Genomic DNA, 18,308 nt, shown 5'->3' on the forward strand with positions numbered 1-18,308 from the left:
GCCTCAGGGGGTGGGAGCAAAGGTTCAGGTACGCGGTTGACGGCGGATGAAGTCATCGGCGATTTCGTCAAAGGTGACGAAGCGCACGCCGGCATGACTCTGGATGTGTTCGATCAGGCGCTCGAGCATCAGCAGCACTTGCGGGCGGCCGGACACATCGGGGTGGATGGTCATGGTGAACACGGCGTGTTCGTGTTCGCGGTAGACCCAGTCGAACTGGTCGCGCCACATTTCTTCGAGGTGACGCGGGTTGACGAAGCCGTGGCTGTTGGGGGCTTTCTTGATGAACATCATCGGCGGCAGGTCGTCGAGGTACCAGTTGGCCGGGATCTCCACCAGGTCGGTTTCTTCGCCGCGCACCAGGGGCTTCATCCAGGTATCGGGGTGCTGGATGTAGTCGATCTTGGTCCAGGTATCGCCCTTGCGCACGTAATAGGGGTGGAAGTCGTTGTGCATCAGGCTGTGGTCGTACTTGATGCCTTTTTTCAGCAGCAGCTCATTGGTGACCTTGCTGAATTCCCACCATGGCGCCACGTAGCCGGTGGGGCGCTTGCCGGTGACCTGGGTGATCAGTTCGATGGACTTGTCGAGGACGATTTCTTCCTGCTCGGCGGTCATCGCGATCGGGTTTTCGTGGCTGTAGCCGTGCACGCCGATCTCATGGCCGGCATCGGCCACGGCCTTCATTTGCTCGGGAAAGGTTTCCATCGAGTGGCCGGGGATAAACCAAGTGGTGCGCAGGCCGTAGCGTTCGAACAGTTTGAGCAGGCGTGGCGCGCCGATTTCACCGGCGAACAGGCCGCGGGAGATATCGTCCGGCGAGTCTTCGCCGCCGTAGGAACCGAGCCAGCCGGCGACGGCGTCAACGTCGACGCCGAATGCACAGAGGATGTCTTTAGCCATGGTGTGTCTCCTTAAATAGTCATTACGGATTCGACGGACAACGCCGCGCGCAGCAGGCGTGCGTCTTCTCCCGTCGGGGCGCTGAGCAGCAACCCGGTGGGCAGGCCCTGGGCATCGCGGCCGCTGGGCAGGGTCACGCCTGGCATGTCGAGCAAACTGCCGGGCATGGTCAGGCGCAGGGTGGCGAGGTTGGTGGTGACGAACAGGTCATCGTCGGCTTCAAGCGCCGCCAACGCCGGGGCGACGTGGGCGACGGTCGGGGTGATCAGGACGGCGCCGTCGAGGTCTTCGATCAGTTGCTGTTGCAGGCGACGGCGCGCGTCGGTCAGGTGGATCAGTTGGCGCGCCGGCAGCGAACGCGCGGTTTCAAGGCGGCGGCGCACGCGTGGGTCGAGCTGGTCGGCTTCGGGGCTGTCGAGCAACGCTTGGTGCAGGGCGAAGGCTTCGAAGGCGCCGAGCCAGCCGTGGTGTTTGATCAGCTCCAGCGTCGCCTGGAAGGCCGGGCATTCGCGCTCTTCCACCAGCGCGCCGTGGGCCTTGAGCTGCTCCACCGCGCGCAGCAGGTTGTTGCGCACGGCGGGTTCGACATCCTGCTGCGCCAGCACGAAGCGCTGGCCCTTGAGGCTGCGGGCGACGTGGGTGTGGGTGCGGCCATGCAGCAAGTCGTCGACGGCCAGGGCATCACGCACGCTGCGGCTTATCGGGCCGAGACTGTCGAGGCTGTGCGCCAATGGAAACACGCCGTCGCGGCTGTAGCGCCGACTGCTGCCGCGGTAACCCACCAGACCGTTGAACGCCGAGGGGATGCGAATGGAACCGGCCGTGTCGGTGCCCATGGCGATGGGCACGATGCCAGCGGCCACGGCCACGGCCGAGCCCGAAGACGATCCGCCGGGGATGCGCGGTTGATCCGTACCATGGGGATTGTGCGGCGTGCCGAAATGGGGGTTCAGGCCCAGGCCGGAATAGGCCAGTTCACTGAGGTTGGTCTTGCCCACGCTGACCATCCCGGCACGACACAACAGGCCGACGGTGGGCGCATCGAGCAACGCGACGGGCGCATGGCGGCGGTAGGCGGCGCCCGCCGTGGTGATGCTGCCGGCCACGTCGAACAGATCCTTCCAGGCCAGCGGCACGCCATCGAACACGCTCAACGGCTGGCCGGCGCGCCAACGCGCGGCGGCGGCTTCGGCTTCACGGCGGGCGCGCTCGGGCGTCAGGCTGATAAATACCGACGGAACCTGGCTTGCCTTATCGAGTGCCTGTTCGAGGGCTTGCACCGGGTCACTGCGACCGCTGGCGAAGCCCTCGGCCATTGAAGTGGCGTCTGACATCGGGTTGACCCTCACAAAACGTACATATTAATAAAATGTACATTTTACAAAGGCAGCTTTCGTGCCAGTCTGTGTTCAACGGGTTTTGCCCAAGCCGGGATTTACCACCAGAGCCACGGGGTAGATGGTTTTGACGAAGGGAAAAAATCTGGGCTGGTCGTCGCCGAAGACGTTGAATGAAATAATGTATCCTTTATTAATAAGTACATTTTAGTGCAGAAAAGTAACAATTTTTCTGTCGAGGCCCCAAAAACGTGCCGCTGACGTGGCGCAGAGTGACAGGCGCATCTATGAGAGAATCCCCGGCCAACCGTCCCTACACCTCTGAGAACGCAATGAAAGCAGTGTCCGCCTCGGCCTCACGTTACGCGATGATTCACAAAGTGATGCGCGACGCGATTGTCAACGGCACCGCCCGCCATGGGCTGGTGTTGCTGGAAGCGCCGCTGGCCGAACTGTTCGGCACCAGCCGCGTGCCGGTGCGCAAGGCCCTGGACCTGCTGCATGACGAAGGCTTGATCTGCCGCTTCAACGGCCGGGGCTACCTCATCAACCCGCAAGGCCTGGCCATGGAGCCGCTGCGCCTGCCCTTGAGCCATGCGCACCTGGGGCTTAACGGTGAGGACGAGTTGGTGGACACGCGGCCGCTGGGCGAGCGCATTGTCGAGGAAATCGGCGCGGCGTTGTCTACCTGCATTGCCTTCGGCCATTACCGCCTGGATGAGCAAGCCGCCGCCGACCACTACGGCGTCAGCCGCGCGGTGGTGCGTGAAGCGCTGATGCGCCTGCGCGACCGTGGCTTGGTCGAGAAGGAACCTTACTCGCAATGGCTGGCGGGGCCTTTGACCGCGCGGGAAGTCACCGAAGACTACGAGCTGCGCGCTTGCCTGGAGCCCGAAGCCCTGCGCCAGAGCGCGCCCAACCTCGACCGCGAGCTGCTCGAAGCCATGCTGCAACGCGTGCTGGACGCCCAGAACAGCCCGCAGTGCAGCCTGGAAGCCATCGAGCGGATCGAGGAGGATTTGCACCAACGCTGCTTGGCCGGCCTGCAGAATCGCAAGATCGCAGCGCTGATTCGTCAGGGGCAGAGCCCGATGATCATCAGCCGGATTTTTTATCGATTGCTGGGGATCGGCGCCGATCCGGCGATGTTGGCCGAACATCGGTTGATTCTGGAGTTGTTGCTGCATGGGGCGTTTGATGCGGCGGCTTTGAATTTGCGTGAGCATTTGCAGCGGGCGCGGCAGCGGATGTTGCAGCGGTTGAAGGTGCTGTCGGTGTTGCCCGAACAGCCGCTCCCTGGCTATCTGCATAAAATCAGCTGACCTTGCGCTTACGTGGCGGCCTTAGGGCCGACCATGTCGTGGGTTTTGACCGGGTACATATCCGTTATTTGGTGACGGCGGCTTATGGTTCCGCCCTTACGGCGGGTCACTTTGGAAAAGAGCCCCAAAGTAACCAAAAGGCTCTTGCCCCACCACTCGGCACCTCGCCTAGGCTCGGTGTGCCCGAACGAAGGCTTGAATCCGTGGGCCGCCGTCATGGGCCATCCATGGCCCAAGACGGCTAACCCGGCGTCCTGCCGGGTTACCCACGGATTCAAGCCTGCGTTCGGCCAGCGTGGTTGATGGGGCGCCTGAGATCAAAATCAAAAGCCAGATCAAAAGCCAGATCAAGAGCCAGAGCCAGAGCCAGAGCCAGAGCCAGAGCCAGAGCCAGAGCCAGAGCCAGAGCCAGAGCCAGAGCCAGAGCCAGAGCCAGAGCCAGAGCCAGAGCAGATTAGGTGGCACTCCACCGATCTGCTTTTCTGTGGGAGCTGGCTTGCCTGCGATGCTGTCACTTCGGTACATCAGGCACACCGGGTTGCTGCCATCGCAGCATAGGTATCTACACAACTTTCAGAGGCTGACTTCATCCTCTGTGGGAGCTGTCGAGCTTTAGCGAGGCTGCGAAAGCGGAGTGTCAGGCGAAGAAAATGCCAGCAGTGCCGCCGCCTTCGCAGCCTCGCTGGGGCTCGACAGCTCCCACATTTTGAACCGAGTTCGACATCAATACCGGTCGGTTCTAAGGCCGCCGCAGGGTCTGTGTGACGACAAATACCATGCAATATGTTGCTATCTCACCCCCACTATTGAAACCACCACCACCCTGCCCCATCTAAGCACCATACTTACTGATGCAGGTGCCCCATGAGCGACCAGCAAGAATCCCCTGATTACGACATCAACGATTACGCAGACCCCGAAAACGCCGAACACGCCGCCTCGTCCAACACCGGCCTGGCCCTGCCTGGGCAAAACCTGCCGGACAAGGTCTATATCATCCCGATCCACAACCGGCCTTTCTTCCCGGCGCAAGTGCTGCCGGTGATCGTCAATGAAGAGCCGTGGGCCGAGACGCTGGAGCTGGTAAGCAAGTCCGACCACCATTCCCTGGCCCTGTTCTTCATGGACACGCCGCCGGAAGACCCGCGCCACTTCGACACCTCCAGCCTTCCGCTGTACGGCACGCTGGTGAAGGTGCACCACGCCAGCCGCGAAAACGGCAAGCTGCAGTTCGTCGCCCAGGGCCTGACCCGCGTGCGAATCAAGACCTGGCTCAAACACCACCGCCCACCGTACCTGGTGGAAGTCGAATACCCGCACCAGCCAAGCGAGCCGACCGATGAGGTCAAGGCCTACGGCATGGCGCTGATCAACGCGATCAAGGAACTGCTGCCGCTCAACCCGCTGTACAGCGAAGAGCTGAAGAACTACCTCAACCGCTTCAGCCCCAACGACCCGTCGCCGCTCACCGATTTCGCCGCCGCCCTCACCTCGGCCACCGGTAACGAGTTGCAGGAAGTGCTGGACTGCGTGCCCATGCTCAAGCGCATGGAAAAAGTCCTGCCGATGCTGCGCAAAGAAGTGGAAGTGGCGCGCCTGCAAAAAGAACTGTCCGCCGAAGTGAACCGCAAGATCGGCGAGCACCAGCGGGAATTTTTCCTCAAGGAACAGCTCAAGGTCATCCAACAGGAGCTGGGCCTGACCAAGGACGACCGCAGCGCGGATGTCGAGCAGTTCGAACAACGCCTTGAAGGCAAAACGCTGCCGGCCCAGGCGAAAAAACGCATTGATGAAGAACTGAACAAACTGTCGATCCTGGAAACCGGTTCGCCGGAATACGCGGTGACGCGCAATTACCTGGACTGGGCCACCTCAGTGCCCTGGGGCGTGTACGGCGCGGACAAGCTCGACCTGAAACACGCGCGCAAGGTCCTGGACAAACACCATGCGGGCCTGGATGACATCAAGAGTCGCATCCTCGAGTTCCTCGCGGTGGGCGCCTATAAAGGCGAAGTCGCCGGCTCCATCGTGCTGCTGGTGGGGCCGCCGGGCGTGGGCAAGACCAGCGTGGGCAAATCCATCGCCGAGTCCCTGGGCCGGCCGTTCTATCGCTTCAGCGTCGGCGGCATGCGCGACGAGGCCGAGATCAAGGGTCATCGCCGTACCTACATTGGCGCCATGCCGGGCAAGTTGGTGCAGGCGCTCAAGGATGTGGAAGTGATGAACCCGGTGATCATGCTCGACGAGATCGACAAGATGGGCCAGAGCTTCCAGGGCGACCCGGCGTCGGCGCTCCTGGAAACCCTGGACCCGGAGCAGAACGTCGAATTCCTCGACCACTACCTGGACCTGCGCCTGGACCTGTCCAAAGTGCTGTTCGTGTGCACCGCCAACACCCTGGACTCGATCCCCGGCCCACTGCTGGACCGCATGGAAGTGATTCGCCTGTCGGGCTATATCACCGAAGAAAAAGTCGCCATCGCCAAGCGCCACCTGTGGCCAAAACAGCTGGAAAAAGCCGGGGTGGCGAAAAACACCCTGTCCATCAGCGACGGCGCCCTGCGCGCCTTGATTGACGGTTATGCCCGCGAGGCCGGGGTGCGCCAACTGGAAAAACAACTGGGCAAACTGGTGCGCAAGGCGGTGGTCAAGCTGCTGGATGCGCCGGACTCGGTGATCAAGATCGGCAACAAGGACCTGGAAAGCTCCCTGGGCATGCCGGTATTTCGTAATGAGCAGGTGCTGTCCGGCACCGGCGTGATCACTGGCCTGGCCTGGACCAGCATGGGCGGCGCGACCTTGCCGATCGAGGCGACGCGTATCCACACGCTCAACCGCGGCTTCAAGCTCACCGGGCAACTGGGTGAAGTGATGAAGGAGTCTGCCGAAATTGCCTACAGCTACATCAGCTCGAACCTGAAGTCGTTTGGCGGTGATCCGAAGTTCTTTGACGAAGCCTTCGTGCACTTGCATGTGCCGGAAGGTGCCACGCCGAAAGACGGCCCGAGTGCGGGGGTGACCATGGCCAGTGCGTTGCTGTCGCTGGCACGCAACCAGCCGCCGAAAAAAGGCGTGGCCATGACTGGAGAGCTGACGCTGACCGGGCATGTGCTGCCGATTGGCGGTGTGCGCGAGAAGGTGATCGCGGCGCGGCGCCAGAAGATTCATGAGCTGATCCTGCCGGAGCCGAATCGGGGCAGTTTCGAGGAATTGCCGGAGTACCTTAAAGAAGGCATGACCGTGCACTTTGCCAAGCGGTTTGCGGATGTAGCTAAAGTGCTTTTCTGATAGGTCTTCAACGTCTGTAAGGGCCTCTTCGCGAGCAAGCCCGCTCCCACATTTGACCGAGTACATCTTATGGAATGCGGTCGAATGTGGGAGCGGGCTTGCTCGCGAAGGCGCCAGCTCGGCCAGCACAAAGCCATCTGTCACACCTCGTCCCATCTTCGGTTATGCTCGCCCTTCGTCGCCCATCAACGGAGCCTCCATGACCGCTGCCCGCCTGCTTCTCCCCTTGAGCCTTGCCCTGCTGGCCGCCTGCGCCAGTGCCCCAAAGCAAAACGTCACCGTGGACAACCAGGACGCTTGCCCGCTTGCGCTTAAAAACGGACAAAACCTGATCCTCACCCTGCCGAGCAACCCCACCACCGGTTACCGCTGGGCCATCCAGGACTCCGCTGGCGGCGTGTTGCGCGCGTTGAGCCCCGAGGTCTACAGCAGTTCGGAATCCGGCGTGATCGGTGGCGGTGGTCAGTCGACCTGGCGCTTCCAGGCCTTCAACGCAGGCCAGGGCCGTTTGCGCCTGACCTCCCAGCAACCCTGGGAGCCGGAGGCTGAACCTGTCGAGACCTTTGACTGCGCCATTACGGTGAATTGAAATGCCTTGACTGATTGGTGTGTTGATGACGGTGGAATTTTAGAGAGAAAGCGACCGACTTATAACGACCACTCCCGGCACATATAAGAAAGCCATCTATCAGACTGTTACTTTTGACAGTTATAAAACTCAGCCATTTTTCATAGGTTTCCGGTACGCCATAAACAATCAAGTGTATGGCCAATCAGGTACCGATCATGAATACGAAGAAGCCCTACACAGCACCCACCGGCACCTTTACCGCCAACATCGATGGTGTCCCGAACTTCAACGATGATATTCGCCAACTTACGGCTGGTCGCTCACTGGAAATCGCCGGAACACAAGACAACGCTAATAGTCTGGTACGGACGATCGCCATTGCTCTCGACCCTGATATTCCAGATGGAATCTATGACTTCGAGGCCGACCGGGAAATCCGCCAACTCGGATTGATTGCTTCAGGTTCCCAATTTTATGTAACTGAAAGCGGCGAGATATCTGTAAATTTTGATCGTCTCGGGGATCACTATCAAGGAGCAGTAAAAATCAAAGCCTATGACCTCTGGACGGGGGAGTATATTTATGTAGACGGAGTATTTGATCTTCGCGGCATCACCCCGGTTCATACATGCAAACACCAATAGCGACCGATACCCAGGTCACTTCCACATCGCTAAGTGGAAGTGACCATATGGATAATGCAGCCTGCCGCCGCTGTTTATGAGACAACCCGCGCATCAATGCACCAACTTGGCTAAAATGCCGGCCTTTCCCCCTCGTCGCCGGAACAACCGTGAGCAAAGAACCCGATCGCCTATTCGCCCAGCCCCTGCCGCAGGTGCCGGACTTCGCCTTTAACGAGGACGTGGTGCGGGTGTTCCCGGACATGATCAAGCGTTCGGTGCCCGGTTACCCGACCATCGTTGAAAATCTCGGCGTGCTCGCGGCGCAGTTTGCCCAGCCGGACAGCGTGCTTTATGACCTGGGCTCGTCCCTGGGCGCGGTCACCCAGGCGTTGCGCCGCCACGTGCGCACCGATGGCTGCCGGGTGATCGCCGTGGATAACTCGGCGGCGATGGTCGAGCGCTGCCGCGAATACCTCAATGGCCAGGACTCGATGTTTCAGGAGTTGCTGCCGGTTGAAGTGATCGAGGGCGATATCCTCGCGCTGCAGTTCCAGCCGGCTTCGGTGGTGGCGTTGAACTTCACCCTGCAATTCATTGCGCCCGATGAACGCCTGGCGTTGCTCTCGCGCATCCGCCAGTCACTGTTGCCGGGCGGTGCGTTGATTCTTTCGGAGAAGCTGCGTTTCAACGATCCGCAAGAACACGCGCTGCTCACCGATTTGCACATCGCGTTCAAACGCGCCAACGGCTACAGCGAACTGGAAATTGCCCAGAAGCGCAGCGCCATCGAAAACGTCATGAAGCCCGACAGCCTCGACGAACACCGCGAACGCCTGCTGGCGGCGGGGTTCTCCAAAGTCGTGCCGTGGTTCCAGTGTCTTAACTTTGCCTCGTTGATTGCCTTGCCATGATTGATCTGTCCCCCCTCGCCCGCCACTTGGTCGGCACTCCCTTGGCCGTGTGGGCCCAGGGCCTGCAAGCGCAACTCGATAGCAAGATGGAAAAAGGTCATGGCGACCTGGAGCGCTGGCAGAGCGCGCTGGATGCGCTGCCGAAGATCATGCCGGCCGAAGTCGACTTGCTGACCGGCCTGGTGCTGGACACCGACTGCGACGACGCCACCCGTGCACAGATGCACACCGCGCTGATGGGGTTGAGCCCCTGGCGCAAGGGGCCGTTCCACCTGTTCGGTGTGCATGTGGACACCGAATGGCGCTCGGACTGGAAGTGGTCGCGCGTCGCACCGCACCTGGACCTCAGGGGCAAGCGCATCCTGGATGTCGGCTGCGGCAACGGTTACTACATGTGGCGCATGCTCGGCGCCGGCGCCGACAGTGTGATCGGCGTCGACCCGAACTGGCTGTTCTTTTGCCAGTTCCAGGCGGTGCAGCGCTACCTGTCCGAGCCCAGGGCCTGGCACTTGCCGTTCCCGTTTGAAGACCTGCCGGCGAATCTGGAAGGGTTTGACACGGTATTTTCCATGGGTGTGTTCTATCACCGCCGTTCGCCGATCGAGCACTTGCTCGCGCTCAAAGACACCCTGGTCAAGGGCGGCGAGCTGGTGCTGGAAACCCTGGTGGTCGAAGGCGATCAGCAACAGGTGCTGGTGCCGGAAGATCGCTACGCGCAGATGCGTAACGTGTGGTTCCTGCCGTCGGTGCCGGCGTTGATGCTATGGCTGCGTCGCGCGGGCTTCAGCGATGTACGCTGTGTGGACGTCAGTGTGACCACGGTCGAGGAACAGCGTGGAACGGCGTGGATGAAGTTTCAGTCGTTGAGTGACTTTCTCGATCCGCAGGATCACAGCAAGACCATTGAAGGGCTGCCGGCGCCGATGCGGGCGGTGATCATCGCCAAGAAGTAAGCCCTAATTCCCCTGAAGGAATGGGATCCCCTGTGGGAGCGGCGGTGCGACGATTCGACTTGCTCGCGAAGGCGGAGTGTCAGTCACCTTATATAGGGCTGACCCACTGCATTCGCGAGCAAGCCCGCTCCCACATTTTGGTCCTCGGTGTTCTTTAGAGTGCTGGCCTGGCCCGCCGAGCCTTGAAGAATTCACTCAGCACAGTCCCACATTCCTCTGCCAACACCCCCCCTTCAAACAGCACCCGGTGATTCAAAAAGCCCTGGGTAAAAAACTGCCCCTGGCTTTGCACAATCCCCGCCTTGGGTTCCAACGCGCCGTATACCACCCGGGCCACCCGGGCATGCACGATCAAACCCGCGCACATGCTGCACGGTTCCAGGGTTACATACAGGGTGCTGCCCACCAGCCGGTAGTTGCTGATGGCTTGCGCCGCCGCGCGGATGGCGACCATTTCGGCATGGGCGCTGGGGTCGTTGCCGCTGATCGGGCAGTTGAAGCCGCGGCCGATGATTTCGCCGTCCTGCACCAGCACCGCGCCCACCGGCACTTCGCCCAATGCGGCGCCTTGGGCGGCCAGGGCCAGTGCTTCGCGCATGAAGTCCTGGTCGCGGCTGCGGTCGATGATCGCGGTGGGGCGAAACTGGCGCATCACGCTACCTCGATGGCGGCCATCAGGCCGGTTTCCATGTGGTCGATCACGTGGCAATGGAACATCCATACCCCCGGGTTATCCGCCACCAACGCCACGCGCGCGCGCTCGTTCTTGCCCAGCAGGTACGTGTCGGTGAAGTAAGGGATCACCTTGTGGCGGTTCGAGGCGATCACTTTGAAGCTCATGCCATGCAGGTGGATCGGGTGCTGGTATTGGGTCATGTTCTTGAGTTCGAAGATGTAGCTCTTGCCCTTTTCCAGCTTGGCGATGGGGCGGTCGGCGCAGGTTTTGTCGGTGATGTCCCAGGCTTTGCCGTTGATCTGCCACAGGCTCGGCGGCTTGCCGTCATCCACAGAGACGGAGCCCACCCATTCGAAATTGAAGTTGAGTTTCTCGGCATTGGCCAGGTCCGGCTCGCTGATCGGGTTGGCGGGCAGTGCGGGCGGCCATTGCGCGGGGGCATCCGTGCTGGCCACCGAACGGAACGTGCCAAGGCGCACCGGGCCGTTGCGGATCGACAGTTCTTCGCCGGCCGGCGGGGCCTTGATCGCCAGGCAGATGCGCATGCCGGGGCCCAGCCAGTATTCCTTGCCCAGCGGGCGCGGTTCGATGGGGTTGCCGTCCAGGGCGTAGATCTGCGCCTCGACATCCGGAATATTGAGGCGATAGGTCAAGGTGTTATCGAGGTTGAGCAGGCGCACGCGGGTGATCTGCCCGGCCGGCAGATCGATCACCGCCTGGGATACGCCATTGATCGTCGACAGCCGCCCGGCGGTGCCGCCACGCGCGGCTTCACGGGGAATACTGAAGGCGACGAACGCGCCCTCTTCGTCCACATGCCAGCTTTTCAGGCTCAGGGTACGTTCGTGCTTGAAACCGGTGGGCTCGCGTTCTTCGATGATCAGCGGGCCCACCAGGCCACGGCCGAGTTCCTCGCTGCTGTTCACATGGGGGTGATACCAGTAGCTGCCGGCGTCCGGCACACGGAATTTGTAGTCGAAGTATTCGCCGGGCAGCACTGGCAATTGCGAGACGTAGGGCACGCCGTCCATTTCCAGCGGCAGGCGGATGCCATGCCAATGGATGGTGGTAGCGACCGGCAGGTGGTTGATAAAGCGCACCCGCAGCCATTCGCCCTGGCGCACCCGCAACTCGGTGCCGGGCGCCGAGGAGCCGAACGCCCAGGCTTGGGTCTTGTGCCCCGGCACCAGTTCCACGTCCAGCGGTGCGGCGATCAGCTCGTAATCGTGCCCAGCCTCGGCCTCGGCAACTTTCCCCAGCCAATAGCGGTAGGCGCCACCGGCCCCCACACCCACTACGGCCAGGCCTGCAAGACCACCCAGGATTTGTCGACGGGAAAAGGATCGGGACACAACAACCTCGCGTATCGGCGGCAGGCCAGGGGCCCGCGAAGGGCTGATACGATACACCTGCACCGGCTAAACAGTAAGGCTTCGCATTGCCGCATTGCCGCATGGCCGAGTTCTGGAATTCGCTGCGGACCCAATGTGGGAGCGGGCTTGCTCGCGAAGGCGGTGTGTCAGTGAGTACATATTTGACTGATACACCGCATTCGCGAGCAAGCCCACACATTTTGCTCCTCAGTGTGCTTTAGACTGGGCTCGCTTAGGACTTGGTGGCCGCCAGGATCAGCGCTTTCATCTCGGCCACCGCCCCCTTGAAACCGACGAACAGCGCGTGGGCCACCAGTGCGTGGCCGATGTTCAGTTCGTTGATACCCTTGATCGCGGCCACGGCCTCGACGTTGTGGTAGTGCAGGCCATGGCCGGCATTGACGATCAGGCCCTGATTGAGACCGCAGCTCACGCCCTCAATGATGCGTTGCAGCTCGTCGGCCACTTCGGTCGGGGTGGTGGCGTCGGCGTAACGCCCGGTGTGCAGTTCGATCGCTGGTGCACCGACACGGCGCGAGGCTTCGATCTGACGCTCGTCGGCGTCGATGAACAACGAGACTTCACTGCCGATTTTCGACAGGCGCTCCACCGCCGCCTTGATCCGCGCTTCCTGGCCGGCCACGTCGAGGCCGCCTTCGGTGGTCAGCTCCTGGCGGGTTTCCGGCACCAGGCAGATATGCGCCGGGCGGATGCGCTCGGCGAACTGCATCATTGCTTCGGTGACGCCCATTTCGAAGTTCATGCGGGTTTGCAGCACGTCCTTGAGCAGCAGCACGTCGCGCTCCTGGATGTGGCGGCGGTCTTCGCGCAGGTGCACGGTGATGCCGTCGGCGCCCGCTTCTTCGGCGTCCAGCGCGGCCTTGACCGGGTCAGGGTAGCGGGTGCCCCGGGCCTGGCGCAGGGTGGCGACGTGGTCGATGTTGACGCCAAGAAGAATGCGATTGCTGGTGGTCACGGAAGCGCTCCTGAAAAGGGAAAGAATCGGTGCACAGCATACACGGGGATGTCAGGGCTTTCGAAACAACTCGCGACTGACCAGCGGCCGCCCGCCCAGGTGCACCGCCAGGGCCTGGCGCATCAGACGCTTGGCGGCGGACAGCGCACCCGGCGCGGTCCAATCCGCTTCGCTCATGGCCAGCAGCTCGGCGCCCTGGAACAGGCCGGGTTGCAGCAGATACACGCGCTCAAGACCGGCGTCCACTTGCAGGCGGTAGAGGCCGTCGGCGGCGATGGGGTCGCCGTGCAGGTCGTTGGACAGTTCGAAGCCGTAGCCCAGGTCGTCGAGCAAGCGCCATTCGAAGGCGCGCAGCAGTGGTTCCAGCGGGCGGCCTTCGGCCAACGCCAACAGGGTTGCAGCATAGTGATCGAAGACGCCGGGGTGGGGGTCTTCAGCAGGGAGCAGGCGGATCAGCAGCTCATTGAGATAGAGGCCGCTGAATAGGGCCTCGCCATTGAGCCAGGCGGAGGTGCCGACGCTTTCCAGGCGACCGACGTTCTTCAACTCGCCCTTGCCGCGAAACTCCACGTCCAGGGCCACGAAGGGCCGCGCCAGCGTGCCGGCCTTGCCCCGCGCGCTACGCAAGACCGCGCGCAGGCGACCTTGGGGCGTGAGGAAGTCCACCAGAGCGCTGGTCTCGCGGTAGGCGCGGCTGTGCAGGACGTAGGCGAGTTGGCTGGGGGGGGAAGCGGACATTGGGCTCTCTTCGCAGAACGTGAAACAGCGCCGATCCAATGTGGGAGCGGGCTTGCCCGCGATGGCGGTCTCACAGTCAACATCTCTGCTGAATGTTACATCCTCATCGCGGGCAAGCCCGCTCCCACAGTGTATTGCGGTGTGCTCTGAACCGGTTACAGGTCGCCATAACCGAGGGAGCGCAACGCACGCTCATCATCGGACCAGCCACCCTTCACCTTCACCCACAGGTTGAGCATGATCTTGGAGTCGAACAGCAATTCCATGTCCTTGCGCGCCTCGGTGCCGATACGCTTGATGCGCTCGCCCTTGTCGCCAATGATGATCTTCTTCTGGCCATCGCGTTCGACGAGGATCAGCGCATGGATGTGCAAGGTCTTGCCCTGCTGCTTGAACTCTTCGATTTCGACGGTGATCTGGTACGGCAGCTCGGCGCCCATCTGGCGCATGATTTTCTCACGCACCAGTTCGGCGGCGAGGAAACGGCTGCTGCGGTCGGTGATCTGGTCTTCCGGGAAGAAGTGCTCGTTCTCCGGCAGGTAGCCGGCGATTACGCGCTCCAGAGCTTCGAGGTTATGCCCGTGCTGGGCCGAGATCGGCATGATCTGGGCATTGGGCAGTTGTTCCTGCAGCCAGGTCAGGTGCGGCATCAGCTCGGCTTTGTCTTCGATGCGGTCGGTCTTGTTCAGCGCGACGATCAACGGGCCGGTGACGTACTGCACACGCTCGAGGACCATCTGGTCCTCATCGGTCCACTTGGTGCGGTCGACCACGAAGATCACCACGTCGACGTCTTTCAACGCCGCCGACGCGGTTTTGTTCATGTAGCGGTTGAGGGCTTTCTCGCCGCCTTTGTGCATGCCCGGGGTGTCGACGTAGACCGCTTGCACGCTGCCTTCGGTCTTGATGCCCAGCATGTTGTGACGGGTGGTCTGCGGCTTGCGCGACGTGATAGCCAGCTTCTGGCCGAGGATGTGGTTGAGCAGCGTGGACTTGCCCACGTTGGGACGGCCGACGATGGCAACATAGCCACAGCGTGTTGCGGTTGAATCAGTCATGGCCATTCTCCACGCCCAGGGCAATCAGTGCTGCAGCGGCCGCTACCTGTTCGGCAATACGACGGCTCACACCCTGACCTCGGCTTTTTTCATTCAGTAAGGTGATTTCACATTCCACGAAGAACACGCGGCAATGCGGCTCGCCCTGGATATCCACCACTTCGTAGCGTGGCAGTTCGCAACCACGGGACTGCAGGTATTCCTGCAGACGGGTCTTGGGATCTTTGTTGGTGTCGACCAATGTGAGGCTTTCGATTTCCGAAGCCAGCCAGGCGACCACGCGCTCCTTGGCCGTTTCCATCCCCGCATCAAGGTAGATGGCACCGATCAAGGCTTCCAGGGCATCCGCCAGGATCGACTCGCGACGGAAACCGCCGCTCTTCAATTCACCGGAACCCAACCGCAGGTACTCGCCCAAGCCGAAACCTCGTGCCAGCACGGCCAGGGTCTCGCCTTTCACAAGGCGTGCACGCAGGCGCGAAAGCTGGCCTTCGCGCGCTTGAGGAAAACGCTCGAACAGCGCCTCACCGGCGGCGAAGTTGAGGATGGCATCACCGAGGAATTCCAGGCGTTCGTTGTTGCGCCCTGCAAAGCTGCGGTGTGTGAGGGCAAGGACCATCAATTCCTGGTCCTTGAAGGTGTAGCCGAGCTGGCGCTCGAGACGACTTAAAGAAACGCTCACGGTTTACCCATATCTGTTTGGTGGCACCGGCGGCCATCGACGATTGACGCAGTGTTCAAATTCAAATCCTGGTTGGTGCTGCATGAGGCAGGACCGATTTGTCCCCACCCCAGAAAAGCATTCGGCGCTGTGTTCACAGCGCCGCCTGTATTACTTGATCAGCCCGACCCGCGAGAAATTCGGCAGGTGGCTGAGTTTGGGTTCCGGCCAGCTCATCCAGACCGCAAAGGCCTTGCCGACGATATTCTGGTCGGGAACCATGCCCAGCAGGTCCTTGGGAATGTTGGGATCATCCCAGTACCGGCTGTCATTGGAGTTGTCACGGTTGTCGCCCATCATGAAATAGTGCCCGGCCGGCACTTTCCACTGGCCGTCCGGCGTGGCGCGGTAGCGGCTCATTTCCTTGCGGATCTGGTGCTCGACCGCACCGAGTTTTTCCTGATACAGCTCGGCGCTGCCCAGGGTGTTCGGCTCGGACCCCAGCAGCTTCTCGGCCACCGACTCACCGTTGATGAACAGGCGCTTGTCGCTGGTGTAGCGAATCACGTCGCCCGGCAGGCCGACCACACGCTTGATGTAGTTGACGTTCGGGTCGCTCGGGTAGCGGAACACCATCACATCGCCGCGCTGCGGGTCGCCGATTTCGATGACCTTCTTGTCGATCACCGGCAAACGGATCCCGTAGGAAAACTTGTTCACCAGGATGAAGTCGCCCACGTCCAGGGTAGGTTTCATCGACCCCGACGGGATCTGGAACGGCTCCACCAGGAACGAACGCAACACCAGCACGATGAACAGCACCGGGAAGAACGATTTGCCGTATTCAACCAGCAAAGGCTCTTTGTTCAGCTTCTCGACCACCACCGCATCGGGCTGGCTGACGCTGCCCTGATAGGACGCGATAGCCGCCCGGCGACGCGGGGCGAAGAACACCAGATCGAGCAATGCCAACAGACCGCAGACGGCAACGGCGATGACCAGCAACAGCGGGAAATTTAGCGACATAGGACCTAACTATCCAACCTGAGCACCGCAAGGAAGGCTTCTTGTGGAATTTCCACGTTGCCCACTTGCTTCATGCGTTTTTTACCGGCCTTTTGCTTCTCAAGCAGCTTGCGCTTACGGCTTACGTCACCGCCGTAGCATTTGGCCAATACGTTCTTTCTGAGTGCCTTGACGGAGGTCCGCGCAATGATCTGCCCGCCAATGGCGGCCTGGATCGCGACGTCGAACATCTGGCGCGGAATCAGCTCTTTCATCTTTTCGGTCAACTGGCGACCTTTATAGTGCGCGTTGTCCTTGTGCACGATCAGTGCCAAGGCATCCACCTTGTCGCCGTTGATCAACACATCCAGCTTCACCAGGTTGGCCGATTGGTAACGGTCGAAATGGTAGTCCAGCGAAGCATAGCCGCGACTGGTGGATTTGAGACGGTCGAAGAAGTCCAGCACCACTTCGTTCATCGGCAAATCGTAGGTCACTTGCACCTGGGTACCGAGAAACAGCATGTCGTGCTGTACGCCACGCTTTTCGATACACAGGGTAATGACGTTGCCCAGGTGTTCCTGCGGCACAAGGATATTGGCGCGCACGATCGGTTCGCGCATGTCTTCGATGGAAGACAGGTCTGGAAGCTTGGACGGGTTGTCGACGTAAATCGTTTCACCGCTCTTGAGCAACAACTCGAAAATAACGGTTGGCGCGGTGGTGATCAGGTCCAGGTCGTATTCGCGCTCAAGGCGCTCCTGGATGATCTCCATGTGCAGCATGCCCAGGAACCCGCAACGGAAGCCGAAGCCCAGGGCGTCGGAGCTTTCCGGGGTGTACTGCAACGACGAGTCGTTGAGGGTGAGCTTTTGCAGGGCTTCGCGGAAGTCTTCGAAGTCGTCGGAGCTGACCGGGAACAGGCCGGCGTAGACCTGTGGCTGGATGCGCTTGAAGCCTGGCAGCACGTCAACGTCGGGGGTGGAGCTCAAGGTCAGGGTGTCACCGACCGGTGCACCGTGGATGTCCTTGATGCCGGCGATGATAAAGCCGACTTCACCGGCCTTCAGGTCAACAGTGGCGGTGTGCTTGGGGTTGAATACACCGACGCTGTCCACCAGGTGGATCTTGCCGGTGGACTTGACCAGGATCTTGTCGCCTTTCTTCACACGGCCGTGGCGCACGCGTACCAGGGAGACAACGCCCAGGTAGTTGTCGAACCAGGAGTCGATGATCAACGCTTGCAGCGGATCTTCGTAGTTGCCGGTGGGCGCGGGGATGGTCTTGACCAGGCGCTCGAGCACTTCGTCGACGCCCAGGCCGGTCTTGGCGCTGCACTCGACGGCGTCGGTGGCGTCAATGCCGATGATTTTTTCGATTTCTTCTTTTACGCGGTCCGGATCGGCTTGCGGCAAGTCGATCTTGTTCAGCACTGGCATCACTTCCAGGCCCTGCTCGATGGCCGTGTAGCAGTTGGCCACGGATTGGGCTTCGACCCCCTGCCCCGCGTCCACCACCAGCAGCGCGCCTTCACAGGCGGCCAGGGAACGGCTGACTTCATAGGTGAAGTCGACGTGGCCCGGGGTATCGATGAAGTTGAGCTGGTACTTGATACCGTCTTTAGCGGTGTAGTACAGGGTAACGCTGTGGGCCTTGATGGTGATCCCGCGCTCGCGTTCGAGGTCCATGGAATCCAGTACCTGGGCTTCCATTTCACGCTCGGCAAGGCCGCCGCACATCTGGATGAATCGATCGGCCAGCGTCGACTTACCATGGTCAATGTGGGCGATGATGGAGAAATTGCGGATATGACTCAAATCACTCACGGATCAACACTCAAAAAGGCTGCAGGCAGATTGCCCGCTGAAAAATAGCCGGGAATTGTACCTGATGCTCGGGCCAGACGTCAT

General features: G+C 61.0%; 16 protein-coding genes. 6 read left to right on the plus strand and 10 right to left on the minus strand.

Annotation, left to right across the window (positions count from 1 at the left end; genetic code table 11):
* Positions 1-24: 24 nt before the first annotated feature.
* A complete protein-coding gene (locus tag ACLH0H_RS03670; protein WP_411381018.1) occupies positions 25-903 on the minus strand; it encodes a polysaccharide deacetylase family protein in 879 nt (292 codons plus the stop codon).
* Positions 904-914: 11 nt separating this feature from the next.
* Positions 915-2,237: an amidase gene (locus ACLH0H_RS03675; RefSeq protein WP_411381019.1), complete on the minus strand. Its 1,323-nt coding sequence runs from the start codon at positions 2,235-2,237 to the stop codon at positions 915-917.
* A gap of 335 nt (positions 2,238-2,572) precedes the next feature.
* On the opposite strand from ACLH0H_RS03675, the gene ACLH0H_RS03680 reads away from it, so the two are divergent.
* The 6 genes from ACLH0H_RS03680 (at position 2,573) to cmoB (ending at position 9,911) form a co-directional block, all read left to right on the plus strand.
* Positions 2,573-3,562, plus strand: a complete 990-nt coding sequence (locus ACLH0H_RS03680; RefSeq protein WP_411381020.1) for a GntR family transcriptional regulator — start codon at positions 2,573-2,575, stop codon at positions 3,560-3,562.
* An 864-nt stretch (positions 3,563-4,426) separates the two neighbouring features.
* Positions 4,427-6,850: an endopeptidase La gene (gene lon, locus ACLH0H_RS03685; RefSeq protein ID WP_411381021.1), complete on the plus strand. Its 2,424-nt coding sequence runs from the start codon at positions 4,427-4,429 to the stop codon at positions 6,848-6,850.
* Positions 6,851-7,049: 199 nt separating this feature from the next.
* Entirely contained in the window at positions 7,050-7,439 is a 390-nt protein-coding gene (locus ACLH0H_RS03690) for a protease inhibitor I42 family protein (RefSeq protein WP_411381022.1), read from the plus strand.
* Positions 7,440-7,636: 197 nt separating this feature from the next.
* On the plus strand, positions 7,637-8,065 hold the full coding sequence (locus ACLH0H_RS03695) for a hypothetical protein (protein ID WP_411381023.1): 429 nt from the start codon (positions 7,637-7,639) through the stop codon (positions 8,063-8,065).
* A 149-nt stretch (positions 8,066-8,214) separates the two neighbouring features.
* Positions 8,215-8,958, plus strand: a complete 744-nt coding sequence (cmoA, locus tag ACLH0H_RS03700) for a carboxy-S-adenosyl-L-methionine synthase CmoA (protein WP_411381024.1) — start codon at positions 8,215-8,217, stop codon at positions 8,956-8,958.
* Positions 8,955-9,911, plus strand: coding sequence for a tRNA 5-methoxyuridine(34)/uridine 5-oxyacetic acid(34) synthase CmoB (cmoB, locus tag ACLH0H_RS03705; protein ID WP_411381025.1), 957 nt, complete (start codon positions 8,955-8,957; stop codon positions 9,909-9,911). Before cmoA ends, cmoB begins: the two co-directional genes overlap by 4 nt.
* Positions 9,912-10,065: 154 nt before the next feature.
* Here the strand turns inward: cmoB and tadA are convergent, their stop codons facing one another.
* The 8 genes from tadA to lepA form a co-directional block, all read right to left on the minus strand.
* Complete coding sequence (tadA, locus tag ACLH0H_RS03710; protein WP_411381026.1) at positions 10,066-10,563, minus strand: tRNA adenosine(34) deaminase TadA; 498 nt, start codon at positions 10,561-10,563, stop codon at positions 10,066-10,068.
* Positions 10,563-11,939, minus strand: a complete 1,377-nt coding sequence (locus tag ACLH0H_RS03715) for a multicopper oxidase family protein (RefSeq protein ID WP_411381027.1) — start codon at positions 11,937-11,939, stop codon at positions 10,563-10,565. Before ACLH0H_RS03715 ends, tadA begins: the two co-directional genes overlap by 1 nt.
* Before the next feature lie 253 nt (positions 11,940-12,192).
* The gene (gene pdxJ, locus ACLH0H_RS03720) at positions 12,193-12,936 is read right to left on the minus strand and encodes a pyridoxine 5'-phosphate synthase (RefSeq protein ID WP_411381028.1); all 744 of its coding nucleotides are present in this window, start codon (positions 12,934-12,936) and stop codon (positions 12,193-12,195) included.
* A gap of 51 nt (positions 12,937-12,987) precedes the next feature.
* Positions 12,988-13,674 (minus strand): DNA repair protein RecO, encoded by a 687-nt coding sequence (gene recO / locus ACLH0H_RS03725; RefSeq protein WP_411381029.1) that lies wholly within the window; start codon positions 13,672-13,674, stop codon positions 12,988-12,990.
* 155 nt (positions 13,675-13,829) lie between these two features.
* Positions 13,830-14,732 carry a GTPase Era gene (era, locus tag ACLH0H_RS03730; protein WP_003234112.1) on the minus strand — a complete coding sequence of 301 codons (903 nt, stop codon included), beginning with the start codon at positions 14,730-14,732 and terminating at the stop codon, positions 13,830-13,832.
* Positions 14,725-15,414 (minus strand): ribonuclease III, encoded by a 690-nt coding sequence (gene rnc / locus ACLH0H_RS03735; RefSeq protein WP_017136295.1) that lies wholly within the window; start codon positions 15,412-15,414, stop codon positions 14,725-14,727. The genes era and rnc overlap by 8 nt, the downstream gene beginning before the upstream one ends.
* A 150-nt stretch (positions 15,415-15,564) precedes the next feature.
* On the minus strand, positions 15,565-16,419 hold the full coding sequence (lepB, locus tag ACLH0H_RS03740) for a signal peptidase I (RefSeq protein ID WP_076951327.1): 855 nt from the start codon (positions 16,417-16,419) through the stop codon (positions 15,565-15,567).
* Positions 16,420-16,424: 5 nt separating this feature from the next.
* Complete coding sequence (lepA, locus tag ACLH0H_RS03745; protein WP_186691589.1) at positions 16,425-18,224, minus strand: translation elongation factor 4; 1,800 nt, start codon at positions 18,222-18,224, stop codon at positions 16,425-16,427.
* Between the last annotated feature and the right edge of the window lie 84 nt (positions 18,225-18,308).

The sequence above is a fragment of the Pseudomonas sp. MPB26 genome, assembly GCF_046605355.1.
Classification (GTDB): Bacteria; Pseudomonadota; Gammaproteobacteria; order Pseudomonadales; family Pseudomonadaceae; genus Aquipseudomonas; species Aquipseudomonas cedrina.

Excerpts from the sequence above, each read along its gene's own strand:
- cmoB (WP_411381025.1), top strand. The coding sequence starts at position 8,955 with ATGATTGATCTGTCCCCCCTCGCCCGCCACTTGGTCGGCACTCCCTTG.
- lepB (WP_076951327.1), bottom strand. The coding sequence starts at position 16,419 with ATGTCGCTAAATTTCCCGCTGTTGCTGGTCATCGCCGTTGCCGTCTGC.
- ACLH0H_RS03670 (WP_411381018.1), bottom strand. The coding sequence starts at position 903 with ATGGCTAAAGACATCCTCTGTGCATTCGGCGTCGACGTTGACGCCGTC.
- ACLH0H_RS03675 (WP_411381019.1), bottom strand. The coding sequence starts at position 2,237 with ATGTCAGACGCCACTTCAATGGCCGAGGGCTTCGCCAGCGGTCGCAGT.
- lon (WP_411381021.1), top strand. The coding sequence starts at position 4,427 with ATGAGCGACCAGCAAGAATCCCCTGATTACGACATCAACGATTACGCA.
- era (WP_003234112.1), bottom strand. The coding sequence starts at position 14,732 with ATGACTGATTCAACCGCAACACGCTGTGGCTATGTTGCCATCGTCGGC.
- ACLH0H_RS03695 (WP_411381023.1), top strand. The coding sequence starts at position 7,637 with ATGAATACGAAGAAGCCCTACACAGCACCCACCGGCACCTTTACCGCC.
- recO (WP_411381029.1), bottom strand. The coding sequence starts at position 13,674 with ATGTCCGCTTCCCCCCCCAGCCAACTCGCCTACGTCCTGCACAGCCGC.
- ACLH0H_RS03690 (WP_411381022.1), top strand. The coding sequence starts at position 7,050 with ATGACCGCTGCCCGCCTGCTTCTCCCCTTGAGCCTTGCCCTGCTGGCC.
- ACLH0H_RS03680 (WP_411381020.1), top strand. The coding sequence starts at position 2,573 with ATGAAAGCAGTGTCCGCCTCGGCCTCACGTTACGCGATGATTCACAAA.
- tadA (WP_411381026.1), bottom strand. The coding sequence starts at position 10,563 with ATGCGCCAGTTTCGCCCCACCGCGATCATCGACCGCAGCCGCGACCAG.